Below are 11500 nucleotides of genomic sequence, written 5' to 3'. Positions count from 1 at the left end.
GGTTTTCCTGCGTGTGCTTTTCGCGCAGCGGACCGCGGGTGCGAGGTCGGCACCCGGCCTTCCCTGCGCCCTCTTGGCTTTAGAGGGCGGAGTGACCAAGCAAAGCTCGGGCGAAACGCGCCGCGAGAACGAGAAGGCGTGTCTATCGTGGTGCTGAAATGATGATCCAGGCGAAACTCTATGACCGTCACCCTCTGAGGTGCGCGCTCCGCGGCGCGACAGCGCCGCAGAGCAAGCCTCGAAGGGCGACAGCCGAGCTGCATCTCGGCCGTTCATCCTTCGAGGCTCACCATGCCGTGCTTTGCACAGCACGGTTCGCACCTCAGGATGACGGGGACGCCGAGTTGCCCCGCTCCCTTGATCATCAAGGACCGCGCTTCCTCATTCCCTCATCCGCCACCACCTCCGGCGCCATCGCCGCCCAGGCACTGGATGCGAACTGCCGCCGCCAGGTCACGATCACCACGGCCGCCGTGGTCACGAACAGCACCCAGGGGCTGACGAACCAGCCGAGATAGCCGAGCGCGAAGAAGAAGGCGCGCTGGCCGCGGTTGAAATGGCGGCCGGCGGATTCGAACAGGCGCGTGGTTCGGATCACATGGGCTTCGGCCGCGGGCATGTCGCGTTGAGAGGCCGGCGGCATGCCGCCGAACAGGATCGCGACATAGTTGAACAGGCGATAGGCCCAGGCGAATTTGAAGAAAGCGTAGACGCAGATCAGCACGAGGCCGACGCATTTCAGCTCCCACATTGCGGGCGAGGTGCTGAGATCGACCGGCAGCTTGCTCAGGATCGTGATGGCGTCGTTGGTGGCGTGCAGCAGCGCCAGCGCCCCGCCGAGCGCGATGAGGCTGGTGGAGGCGAAGAAGGCCGTGCCGTTCTGGAGCGAGGCCATGATCTGCATGTCGACCATGCGCGTCTCGCGGTCGAGCAGCCGGCGCACCCAGACCTCGCGATAGCGGTTCATGCGCGCCGACAGGCTGTCGCGGCCATAGGCGGCGTGTTCCAGCGTCAGGGCATAGACCAGCCATTCGATGATGAAGAAGCCGACGGCGGTGATGTCGACCCAATGCCTGCTCATGTCTGTCTCCTCGCGAGCATCGCAACGATTGCCACGCATGCCCCATGCCGGCAACGATTGATTGGCGGCAGGCGATGGCGCTAAAAGCAGCTCGTTTCAAGACGTCTCGGGAAGGACCAGTGACATGGCTGCTCTAAAACTTGCGATCGGCAACAAGAACTACTCGTCATGGTCGATGCGGCCCTGGCTCGCGCTGCGCGCCAACGACATCCCGTTCGTGGAGACCCTGATCCCGCTCTACACGGATAACCCCGCCGACAAGGACCAGATTCTGTCCTTCAGCCGCGCCGGCAAGGTGCCCGTGCTGGTCGACGGCGACATCACTGTGTGGGATTCACTGAGCATCATCGAATACATCGCCGAGCGCTATCCGGAAGTGAAGCTGTGGCCCGATGATGCCGCGGCCCGCGCCCATGCCCGTTCGGTGTGCGCCGAGATGCATTCCGGCTTCGTGCCCCTGCGCAGCGAATGCGGCATGAACCTGCACCGGCCGATCCGCCCCGTGACGCTGTCGGCCGATGCCAAGGCCAACGTCGCGCGCATCGAGGAGATCTGGCGCGAGTGCCGGGCGCGCCACAGCGCCAGGGGACCGTTCCTGTTCGGACGCTTCGGGGCTGCGGATGCGATGTATGCGCCGGTCGTGCACCGCTTCCGCACCTATGCGATCGACATTGCGCCGGATACCAAAGCTTACATGGAGACGATGATGGCGCTGCCGGCATTCCAGGAATGGACCCGCGAAGGGCTTGCCGAGACGCTCGTCATCGCGAAGTTCGAGGACGCGTGAGCGCGAATGTGATCGGGCGCCGCTTGACGATGTGCAAGACGGCGGCGCTCAATCGCGTCGGCGCTACGGCTTAGGAAAGGGCACGGCCATGGGAATCCTGGACTCGCTGGAAAACAATCCCGCGCTCCGCGGCGCACTCGGTCAGCTCGGCGCTGCCGTGCTGCCGGCCGTCTTGAACGAGGTGCTCGGCAGCAACAATCAGGGCGGCCTTGGCGCGATCGTCGCCAAGCTCCAGCAAGCGGGCTTCGGCGACCAGGTCAAATCCTGGCTCGGCAACGGCCAGAACCTGCCGATCTCGGCCGACCAGCTCCGCGCCGTGCTCGGCAACGACACCGTCCGCCAGCTCGCTGCCCGCTACAACATCCCGGTCGACCAGCTGGGCCAGATCCTGGCCCAGGAGCTGCCCAAGGCGGTGGACCAGGCTAGCCCGCAGGGCCATCTGCCCCACACCGCCTGAGGCCCGGTTCCAGCGGTACCGTGGGCGGGTCGCTGTTCCCGTTATCGCCCTGAAAAGACTTCCAATTTTGGGTGTTTGCCATGCTCGGATGAGGCTGGCCAAAAACGCCACATGCGTGCTATACAGCGGCTGGGTTTCCGGCCGGCCGTCGCAGTGGGACCATGGGCGAGGCAGGCGTTGTTTGAGTAGGAGAGGGTGTTGAAGCACAAATTCCCCGTTGGAACGCGCGTATTGTTCACGGCCAGCAACGTCGCGCGCCCTGCTGCCAGCGGCTCGTATGAAATCATTCGCCTGCTGCCGACCGATGGCGACGACTGCCAGTACCGGATCAAGAGTTCGACCGAAGCCTTCGAGCGCGTCGCCAAGGAAAGCCAGCTCGCACAGTCCTGACGGGTCACGCTGCCGTGCATTGACGTTGCGGACGAATTCACTCGCTCGCCGTTAAAAGGCCCGCTTCACCTTCAAAAGGTAGGCTGGGGGCAGCTGCCGATCCACGGTGCTCGCTTTGACCATTCGCTCTCTGCTCGCGTGAGGGGACGTCGCGCATGAACTGGGCCTGGGCCTCGTCGCTCGACCAAATCTGGCGCTCGCCGGCCTTTCCGATGTGGATGACGCTGGTCGCTGCCGGCTTCTTCGGATTGATTCTCGTGATCACGCTGCTGCGCGCCGAGAGATCGGTCGCCAACGGCGCGCTGACCGTCATCACACTGCTCGCCATGGCCATCGCAGGGGCTGCCACGGTACGCGTCTATGGACCGACGGGGGAGGCCGCGCCGAGCGAGGCGCGCGCGCAAGCGGCTGTGACCGCGAGCCTGCCGGCGCTGTCCTGTCTCGACGATCTCGCCGGTGACGCGGTGGCCGTTGGCTGCGAGAAGGCGCTGTTCGGCTCGCCGGATGCGGCGGCTGCCGCGGTCTCCTACACCGCCGCCAGGATCGACCGGCTGACCGCGCTCGGCGACGCTGCGACCGCCGACAAGAGCCTGACGCTCGACATGAAGGTGCTGCGCAAGGCGCTGGAGCGCGACCGCTACGGCCTCGTCGCGCAGGTGCTGATCGCGCGCGACGGCTGCACCCAGTTCGATTGCGCCGCCTTCCGCTCGCTGACCGATCAGCAGCAGGTCGCCGCCAACATGGATTCCCATCTCTACGACATGCTGGTCGCACGCTATGCGCCCACCTGGAATGCGCCCGCAGCGACAGCACCGGCCGTGCCGGCCGCCGGCGCGCTCGCCGCGCTGCCGCCCTCGATGCCGACGGGCAAGCCGACCAATGCCGAGTTCCCGAGTGCCTCGTCGACGCCGCCGGTGAGCATCATGAGTCCGGAGCCGCCGACGGCGGCGACGCGCCAGGCTGCGCCCGCCGCCAATGCGGCGCCGGCTGCGCGTGCGCCAGCTGCGACCTCGGCGCAAGCCGCAGCGCCCGCGGCAGCGGCCGCCAAGAAGCCGCCGGCGCCGAAGGCTGCGCGCGCCCCGGCAGCTGCACCCGTTCCGCTGGCGCCGCCGCCGGCCTCGGCTCCCGCGGCTGCGGATAACGAATAGTTCGGCTTTGAAAACCCGCGGCCGGCCCGCTAATGCTGGGGGCATGCCACTCCATCTGATCAAGCTTGCCGTCGGCTGCGACTCCGTCAAGGAATTGAAGGAGTGGGTGGCCGAACGGATGCAGACCGCCAAGAAGAAGGGTCTGCCGCAACATCACATCCACATCACCCGCATGGTGCCCAAGCGCGATGCCGAGATCCTCGCCGGCGGGTCGCTCTACTGGGTCATCAAGGGCGAGGTCGCGGCACGTGAAAAGATCATCGCGATCGAGCCGTTCCGCGACAAGGACGGAATCGGACGCTGCCGCATCGTGATGCAGCCGAAGGTGATCTCGGTCTCGCCGCGGCCGATGCGCCCGTTCCAGGGCTGGCGCTATCTCGCCGACGATTCGGTTCCGCCCGATCTCGGCAAGTCCGCCGCCGGTTCGATTGCCGCGATGCCGGAGCCGATGCGGCGCGAGCTGCGCGATCTCGGGTTGCTCTAAACCGCGATGTTGTCGATCAGCCGGGTCGTGCCGAGCTTGGCTGCGACCAGGATCCGCAAGGGGCCGTCCTTGCGTGAGGCGACCTGTGCCAGCGTCTCGGCATGGCGGGCCTCGAAATAGTCGAGGGCAAAGCCGGCCGCCTTGATCGTCTCGGCGCCGCGCGCCATAGCGGGCGCGATGGCCTCGCCGGCACGGATGCGGCCCGCACTGTCCTTCATGGCGCGGTAGAGCGTGGTCGCGGTCTGCCGCTCCTCCGGCGAGAGATAGACGTTGCGCGAGGACATCGCGAGCCCGTCGCGCTCGCGCACGGTTCGGGAGCCCACCACCTTGAGGCCGAGATCGAGATCCCGCGCCATCTGGCTCACCACCCGCAATTGCTGAAAGTCCTTCTCGCCGAAGATCGCGAGGTCCGGACGGCATTGCGTGAACAGCTTGCCGACGACGGTGGCGACGCCGCCGAAGAAGTGCGGCCGGAAGCGATCCTCGAGGCCGGCCAGCGCCGGGCCCTCCGGCACGATACGGGTCGCAAAGCCCTCCGGATACATGGCCTCGACGCCGGGGTGCCAGACGATGTCGACGTCCTCGGCCGCGAGCCTGGCGATGTCGGATTTCCAGGTGCGCGGGTAGGCACCAAAGTCCTCGGTCGGGGCGAACTGGGTCGGGTTGACGAAGATCGACACCACGACGCGGCTGGCGCGCCGCTTGGCGAGGCGCACCAGCGACACGTGCCCGTCATGGAGCGCCCCCATGGTCGGGACAAGCGCGATCGTGGCCTTTCGCTTGCGAAGATTGTCGACGGCGCGTCGTAAGCTCGGGACCGTGCGGGCGATCAAGGGGCTTCGTGACATCAGGACTCAGGGGGCTTGGGGATGGGTTGGGCGCGGCCTGCCGCGCAGCCGGCTAACCTTAACAAGCGGGGATCGTGGACGCCATGCATCCGGATGCGGCACAGCATCCCGCGCAATGGCGCAGAGGATGTCGCGACATTGTGGGCTGGTTCACAGACCCGATGCGGCAAGGCGATTCATGATGAAGACTGACCCACTGTGATTTCGTTATCCTGTCACGCATTTCACTTGACCGCAGACGCGGTCAACTCGAAGATATTGCTTAAGGGTGTTGAGGATCGCCATGCTTGTGCAGGCTAGCCAAGGCCAATCCGGCTCGGCGCACGTCGTTGTGCTGGGTAACGAGAAGGGCGGCTCCGGCAAATCGACCACTGCCTTGCACATCGCGGTCGCGCTCCTGAAGGCCGGTCAGCGTGTCGCTACCATCGACCTCGACTGCCGCCAGCAGAGCTTCACCCACTACATCAACAACCGCGCCGCCTGGGCCCGCCGCACCAGGCTCGACCTCGAGTTGCCGGTGCACCGCTGCATCAAGCTCGGCGAGACCATGCAGATTGCCGAGAACGAGAACTCCGAGTTCCAGCAGTTCATGGAGGCGGTCTCGGCGGTCGAGAGCAGTTTCGATTTCATCGTCATCGACACCCCCGGCACCGACAGCTACCTGATGCGGCTCGCGCATTCGATGGCCGACACGCTGGTCACGCCGATCAACGACAGTTTTCTCGATTTCGACGTGCTCGGCACCGTCGACCCCACCAACTATGCGGTTACCGGCGAGAGCCACTACGCCGAGATGGTGCGGGATGTCAGGCGCAAGCGTCGCCAGCTCGACGGCTCGAGCACCGACTGGATCGTGGTGCGCAACCGCCTGTCCATGCTGGGCTCCCGCAACAAGCAACTCGTCGCCGACGGGTTGAAGGATTTGTCGCTGCGACTCGGCTTCCGCTACGTCGACGGCTTCGCCGAGCGCGTCGTCTACCGCGAATTCTTCCCGCGTGGCCTCACCGCCCTCGACGAGATCGACGAGGCCACGCTCGGCATGCGGCCCAATCTCGGCCATCTCACCGCGCGGGAAGAGGTGACGAGCCTGCTCCGTCAGCTCAAGCTGCCGCTCGACGAGCGCGGCCGCCGCCGCGCAGCCAACCGCGCCGAGTGGTTCAGCCAGGTCGACAAGCCGCTCGAGGTCCACGACATCCTCGGCGCCTGACGCGGCGGTATATCGCTACTTCCGGTCGATCTGAACGCCCGGTTCCCGCCGGAACTGAGTCCCTTGCTCGGTCGTTTCATTCCACGTTTACTGCGAAATTGAACCCAATCGAGACCGGTTGCGTCGGATGGTGAGCTGCACCCTGACGTAGCCATACGGGAGCGGGGTGCCCAAGAAACGTGTGCGACGCACAATGAAAGGGCTGCCAGTTCACAATATTTGGCCTTCCTGTCACGCTGCTGTGACATATATTAGGGAATAGGCGACCAGGGGCCGAAGAGCTCCGGAAGAAACACGATTTTCAACAGGGGTTCAGGCCGCGAGGGCCTGAGGCTGAGGACGAAAATGAAGCGTGGAATTGCCGTTCTGGTTTCGGTCAGTGCTCTCTGCGGCATCGCCTATTTCACGGCGAGCAAGTGGGCCATCAGGCACGAGACCATCACCTTCTACGACGCTTCGCGCGACAACCGTCCGGTGCCTGTCGATATCGCGATCCGTCGCGACAAGGAAATGCAGGCCGATGCCGGCATGATCACGATGCCGGTCGCCGTGATCAACCATGGCAATACCGTCAAGAACACCGAGTACGGCTTCCTCGCCAACATTTTCGCTGCGCGCGGCTACCTCGTCGTGAGCCCGCAGCATGACTTGCCGACCGATCCTCCAATGGTGACCAAGCCCGGTGAGCTCTATGTCGGCCGGTTGCCGCAGATCCTGCGCGGCGTTGCCAACATCCATCTGGCGATGCAGGAGATGAAGAAGGTTCAGCCCAACGCCGACTACGAGAAGGTGACGATGGTCGGCCACTCCATGGGCGGCGACATCACGATGTACTTCGCCAAGCAGTATCCGGATGAGGTCAAGAAGGTCGTCACGCTCGACAATCTGCGCGTGCCCTTCGTGACCGCCGGCAAGTTCAAGATCCTGTCGTTCCGTTCGACCGATCCGCAATTCAAGGCCGACGCGGGCGTGATCCCGAGCGACGAGGAATGCGAGAAGGCCGGCATCCAGGTCGTGAAGACCGAATTCCAGCACAACGACATGCGCGACACCGGTCCGGATGCGGCTAAGAACTCGATCCAGAGCATGCTCGACAAGTTCCTGAGTACGACTGACAGCGAGGTCGCGCCGGTCGACACGCAATCGTCCCCGCCCAAGATTCTCGAACCTGGTCCGGTCGCTCTGATGGCGCCTGCCAAGAGCTGACGTTCAAGAGCTGACGTTCAAGAGCTGACGTTCAAGAGCTGACATTTCGTCGTCAGAACTGATTTCAAAGCCTCCGCCGGCGCCGCCCGCGGAGGCTTTGCACATTGACCGGGCTGCACGCGCTAACCACATTAGCCGCTCACGCAGGGTCAAGGGATGTCGGGCGAACCCATCAAACCGCGCGGCCGCGATGCCGTCTCGGCGCAAGCCGGTAGCGCGGTGCCGCAGGCCGGCACGTCGACCTCGGACGATATCGCCGCCTTCGTCGCCAAGGCACGCGCGCTGTCGCCGCATGCGCCCGGCGCGAAAGGGCGGCTGATCTTCGCGCTGGATGCGACGATGAGCCGGCAGCCGACCTGGGACATGGCCTGCGCGCTCCAGGCCGACATGTTTCGCGAGACCGCAGCGCTCGGCAGTCTCGACATCCGGCTGGTCTATTATCGCGGCTTCAACGAGTGTCGCGCCACGGGGTGGATCTCCGACAGCGCCAGGCTCGCGTCGCTGATGAGCAAGATCGATTGCCGCGGCGGCGATACCCAGATCGGCAAGGTGCTGAGCGAGGCACGGCGCGAGGCTGTGGCATCCGGCGTGCGGGCCGTGGTCTTCGTCGGCGACGCGATGGAGGAGAAGATTGACGAGCTCTGCGCCAAGGCCGGCGAACTCGGCATGCTCAAGGTGCCCGTGTTCGTGTTTCAGGAAGGTCACGACGCGGTGGCCGAGCAGGCGTTTCGCGAGATCGCGCGCCTGACCGGCGGGGCCTGGTGCCGTTTCGATCCCGGCGCGGCGGCACAGCTGCGCGAGCTGTTGCGGGCAGCCGCGGCCTATGCCGCCGGCGGCCGCGAAGCACTTTTGAAGCTGGCGAAGAGCGCGAGCGGTGCGGCGAAGCTGATCGGGCAGATGAAGTAGCCGGTTGCGCCGAGGCGGCTTCGTCTCGGATTGTTTCGCTCCGGACTGTCAGGCAGACGAACCTCTGGTGTCGTCTGCCGATTGCGGACGGGCGAAAGGACGCCATGCTTTTTGGCAACAGGGCGCCTATATTCCGGTCATGACCCTGATTGCCGGCGCAGTCGCCGTTATCACGCTTTATCTGCTGCTCCAGATGTTCCGCGCTGCCAATCCGGCGGTGCTGGCGCGCACACTCAAGTTCGGCGGCGGCGTGGTGGCGCTGGCGGTCGCGGCCTTCACGGGCCTGCGGGGCGAACTGGCGGTCGCGATTCCGCTGGGGATTTTCGGCGCCGGGCTGCTCGGCTGGACGCCATTGGCCAACGCCGGCTTCGGCAATGTCGGCGGGCTGTTCGGCGGCGGCGCGGCGCCTGCGCCCGGGCAGGCCTCGCGCGTGCGCTCGCAATTCCTCGACATGCGGCTCGACCACGATTCTGGCCGGCTCGGAGGCCAGATCGTTGCCGGGCCACACGCCGGGCGCGATCTCGACGAGTTCGATCTCGCCGGCCTGCTGGCGATGGTCCCGGCATTCGACGCCGAGAGTGTGGCCTTACTTGAAAGCTATCTGGACCGCCGGTTTCCCGCTTGGCGTCAGAACGCGCAGGGCGATGCGGCAGGGGGGCAGCGCCGCACGGCGGCGAGTGGCAAAATGACGACGGAGGAAGCCTATCAGATCCTTGGCTTGCAGCCGGGAGCGGGGCGTGACGACATCAGTCGGGCCCACAAAGCCCTGATGAAGAAACTCCATCCCGATCAGGGGGGCTCGAACTACCTCGCTGCCCGGGTAAACGAGGCCAAGGATACTCTGCTTCGCACGCATAACGGCTAACTCCGGCACCACGCTACAAACGCCCGTACCGCGTGAGCTCCGTTTGCTCTGTCTGTCGTCGCCCCGATGCCCGCCTTTGTCGGCGTGGTCGATCCCTTGAGGGAAAATTTAACCGTAAATCGTTGACGAGAGGTTGTCGCGGAACTGACTTTGGCTGGTCGCATGCCGAAAACAAAAATGCCCGCGCAAGGCGCGGGCATTTTTTCGGAACGGTGCAGGCGATCAGTTGCGGACGGTGATGCAGGAGATGTCGGCGCGCTTCAGGGCGCGGCAGACGGCTTCGGCCTGGTCCCGCTCGAGCCCGGCGAAGCGGGCGCGGTAGAGCTTGCGATTGTCCTTGGCGACAACGGGCTCGGTGAACGGGTCGGCCTTGCTGAGCAGGCCGCGGGCCGAGCTGCGCGCGGCGTCGATGCGCTGCTGGGCTTCGTTTTCGCTTTCGAGCGCGCCGACCTGGACGATCCAGCCGTTGTGGGTGACGACCGGCTTGGTGGTGGCGCTCATCTGGATCGGCTGAGGCGCCGGATCGGCTGAGGCGAGCTTCGGAGCAGCCGGGGCGGGCGCGGCGGCGGTTGCAGCGGGCAGCACGCCCAGAATGCCGTTGCCGGTGCCGAAGCCGGCCGGCTGCCGCGGCAGCTCGGCGCGGGCAGCTTCTGCCTTCGGGGTTTCCGGCTGGCTCTGGATCTCGGGCTTGTTGATCAGATCCGCCCGGGCGACCACGGCGCCGGAGGTCTCCGCGACGTCGGAGCGGGACGCAACCGTGCTGGTAATCTGCGGTGCGACCTGAGGCGGGGCGGCGGAGGCGACCTTCACGGTGCCGGCCTTGACCTGAACGGTCTTGACCCGGACCGGCTTCATCGGCTCGGACGAGCCCGGGATGATGGAGAGCGGCTGGCTGGAGATCACGCCGTTGGTCAGCGGCGCGGGCTCGATCTTGGATTCCGTTGGCCGAACTTCAGGCTTGCTGGCTTCGGGCTTCGGTTGCATCGGCGGTACCGCGGCGGTCGCCGCGGCAAGGGTCGACAGGCGCGCAGCAAGACGAGACGGGGCGGCTTCGGGAGCAGGGGCGGCCGCGGCCTGGACCTGCTGAGCCGGGCGGGCCGGCGGGGTATCCGATGCATCGGCAACGTCGATATTGACGTCGGCGCCGTTGCGCTCGGTGACCGCGGCGACGGTGTGGGTGGTCGCGCCCCTCTCGAGATTCTCCGCGAGCAGGTTGCGCATGATGGCGTCGCGCGAGCCGCCGCTGCGGCCGCCCAGCACCACGCCGATCAGGTGGCGGTTGCCGCGGCGCATCGAGGTCACGAGGTTGAAGCCGGAGGCGCGGGTATAGCCGGTCTTGATGCCGTCCACGCCCTCGAGGCTGCCGAGCAGGTGGTTATGGTTCCGGATCGACTGGCCGCGCCAGTTGAACGTCGAGGTCGCGAAATAGCGGTAGTAGCGCGGGAAGCGCTCCTGGATGGCGCGGCCGAGCGTGGCCTGATCGCGCGCGGTCGTGACCTGCTCGTCGTTCGGAAGGCCGTTGGCATTGCGGTAGACCGTCTTGGACATGCCGAGCGAGCGCGCCTTGCGCGTCATCATCTGGGCGAAGTCGTCCTCGTCGCCGGCGATCGCTTCCGCGATCACCACCGCGGCGTCGTTGGCGGAGCGGGTGACGAGGCCCTTGATCGCGTCCTCAACGCGGATGGTCTGGCCGGCCCGCAAGTTCAGCTTGGTCGGATCCTGATCGGCGGCGTGCTGTGACACCGGCATCTCGGTGTCGAGCTTCATCTTGCCGGACTCGAGACGCTCGAACAGCAGATAGAGCGTCATGATTTTGGTGAGCGAGGCGGGATGGCGGATCCCGTCGGGGCTGTTCGACTGAAGCACCGCACCGGAATTGCCGTCGACGATGATCGACGCGAATTTCGGGCTGGAGCTCTCGGACACATCGCGCTGCACCCGGTGGTGCGCGTAATGGCGCCGATGACGCCGCGCCTCGGCGGCGTCAGTGGTGAAGATGACCGCGGTCGTGACCGTAAGAAGCCCGAAAACGCCAACCCGCGCCAAGCGCGAGGAAGCCAAGTTTTTACGAAGCATGAAACCCCGTCCCCGTTTCTGACTTGATCACCGGCTCGTGAGGCG

The 11500-nt window shown here is 65.8% G+C and carries 12 protein-coding genes; 9 read left to right on the top strand and 3 right to left on the bottom strand.

The window, feature by feature from the left end; all coding sequences use genetic code 11:
* Nucleotides 1-364 precede the first annotated feature (364 nt).
* Nucleotides 365-1081 (bottom strand): DUF599 domain-containing protein, encoded by a 717-nt coding sequence (locus tag AC1RUR_RS22315; protein ID WP_492847859.1) that lies wholly within the window; start codon nucleotides 1079-1081, stop codon nucleotides 365-367.
* 124 nt (nucleotides 1082-1205) lie between these two features.
* Here AC1RUR_RS22315 and AC1RUR_RS22310 point away from each other — a divergent pair, with 124 nt between their 5' ends.
* From AC1RUR_RS22310 to AC1RUR_RS22290, 5 genes are all read left to right on the top strand, one after another.
* Nucleotides 1206-1868, top strand: coding sequence for a glutathione S-transferase family protein (locus AC1RUR_RS22310; RefSeq protein WP_492847857.1), 663 nt, complete (start codon nucleotides 1206-1208; stop codon nucleotides 1866-1868).
* 88 nt (nucleotides 1869-1956) lie between these two features.
* A complete protein-coding gene (locus tag AC1RUR_RS22305; RefSeq protein ID WP_492847855.1) occupies nucleotides 1957-2325 on the top strand; it encodes a YidB family protein in 369 nt (122 codons plus the stop codon).
* A 198-nt stretch (nucleotides 2326-2523) separates the two neighbouring features.
* On the top strand, nucleotides 2524-2715 hold the full coding sequence (locus AC1RUR_RS22300) for a hypothetical protein (protein WP_014494643.1): 192 nt from the start codon (nucleotides 2524-2526) through the stop codon (nucleotides 2713-2715).
* A gap of 155 nt (nucleotides 2716-2870) precedes the next feature.
* Entirely contained in the window at nucleotides 2871-3863 is a 993-nt protein-coding gene (locus tag AC1RUR_RS22295) for a hypothetical protein (protein WP_492847853.1), read from the top strand.
* A gap of 43 nt (nucleotides 3864-3906) precedes the next feature.
* Entirely contained in the window at nucleotides 3907-4347 is a 441-nt protein-coding gene (locus tag AC1RUR_RS22290) for a DUF1489 family protein (RefSeq protein WP_492847851.1), read from the top strand.
* On the opposite strand, the gene panC is transcribed toward AC1RUR_RS22290, so the two are convergent.
* Nucleotides 4344-5195 (bottom strand): pantoate--beta-alanine ligase, encoded by an 852-nt coding sequence (gene panC, locus AC1RUR_RS22285; RefSeq protein WP_492847849.1) that lies wholly within the window; start codon nucleotides 5193-5195, stop codon nucleotides 4344-4346. The genes AC1RUR_RS22290 and panC overlap by 4 nt on opposite strands.
* A gap of 283 nt (nucleotides 5196-5478) precedes the next feature.
* Here panC and AC1RUR_RS22280 point away from each other — a divergent pair, with 283 nt between their 5' ends.
* The 4 genes from AC1RUR_RS22280 (at nucleotide 5479) to AC1RUR_RS22265 (ending at nucleotide 9379) form a co-directional block, all read left to right on the top strand.
* Nucleotides 5479-6402 (top strand): division plane positioning ATPase MipZ, encoded by a 924-nt coding sequence (locus AC1RUR_RS22280; protein WP_492847847.1) that lies wholly within the window; start codon nucleotides 5479-5481, stop codon nucleotides 6400-6402.
* A gap of 345 nt (nucleotides 6403-6747) precedes the next feature.
* Nucleotides 6748-7608: an alpha/beta fold hydrolase gene (locus AC1RUR_RS22275; RefSeq protein ID WP_492847845.1), complete on the top strand. Its 861-nt coding sequence runs from the start codon at nucleotides 6748-6750 to the stop codon at nucleotides 7606-7608.
* 156 nt (nucleotides 7609-7764) lie between these two features.
* Complete coding sequence (locus AC1RUR_RS22270; protein WP_492847843.1) at nucleotides 7765-8514, top strand: vWA domain-containing protein; 750 nt, start codon at nucleotides 7765-7767, stop codon at nucleotides 8512-8514.
* Between the two features lie 139 nt (nucleotides 8515-8653).
* Entirely contained in the window at nucleotides 8654-9379 is a 726-nt protein-coding gene (locus AC1RUR_RS22265; protein WP_492847884.1) for a DnaJ domain-containing protein, read from the top strand.
* Nucleotides 9380-9601: 222 nt separating this feature from the next.
* Here the strand turns inward: AC1RUR_RS22265 and AC1RUR_RS22260 are convergent, their stop codons facing one another.
* On the bottom strand, nucleotides 9602-11455 hold the full coding sequence (locus AC1RUR_RS22260) for a D-alanyl-D-alanine carboxypeptidase (protein ID WP_492847841.1): 1854 nt from the start codon (nucleotides 11453-11455) through the stop codon (nucleotides 9602-9604).
* Nucleotides 11456-11500 lie beyond the last annotated feature (45 nt).

The organism is Bradyrhizobium sp. GW821-FHT12B03, from assembly GCF_058807535.1.
This window is presented reverse-complemented; position numbering and strand designations above follow the sequence as displayed.

Bases quoted from the DNA above. Each gene is read 5' to 3' on its own strand.
- AC1RUR_RS22315 (WP_492847859.1), bottom strand. From the start codon at position 1,081: ATGAGCAGGCATTGGGTCGACATCACCGCCGTCGGCTTCTTCATCATC.
- AC1RUR_RS22310 (WP_492847857.1), top strand. From the start codon at position 1,206: ATGGCTGCTCTAAAACTTGCGATCGGCAACAAGAACTACTCGTCATGG.
- AC1RUR_RS22305 (WP_492847855.1), top strand. From the start codon at position 1,957: ATGGGAATCCTGGACTCGCTGGAAAACAATCCCGCGCTCCGCGGCGCA.
- AC1RUR_RS22295 (WP_492847853.1), top strand. From the start codon at position 2,871: ATGAACTGGGCCTGGGCCTCGTCGCTCGACCAAATCTGGCGCTCGCCG.
- AC1RUR_RS22290 (WP_492847851.1), top strand. From the start codon at position 3,907: ATGCCACTCCATCTGATCAAGCTTGCCGTCGGCTGCGACTCCGTCAAG.
- panC (WP_492847849.1), bottom strand. From the start codon at position 5,195: ATGTCACGAAGCCCCTTGATCGCCCGCACGGTCCCGAGCTTACGACGC.
- AC1RUR_RS22280 (WP_492847847.1), top strand. From the start codon at position 5,479: ATGCTTGTGCAGGCTAGCCAAGGCCAATCCGGCTCGGCGCACGTCGTT.
- AC1RUR_RS22275 (WP_492847845.1), top strand. From the start codon at position 6,748: ATGAAGCGTGGAATTGCCGTTCTGGTTTCGGTCAGTGCTCTCTGCGGC.
- AC1RUR_RS22270 (WP_492847843.1), top strand. From the start codon at position 7,765: ATGTCGGGCGAACCCATCAAACCGCGCGGCCGCGATGCCGTCTCGGCG.
- AC1RUR_RS22265 (WP_492847884.1), top strand. From the start codon at position 8,654: ATGACCCTGATTGCCGGCGCAGTCGCCGTTATCACGCTTTATCTGCTG.
- AC1RUR_RS22260 (WP_492847841.1), bottom strand. From the start codon at position 11,455: ATGCTTCGTAAAAACTTGGCTTCCTCGCGCTTGGCGCGGGTTGGCGTT.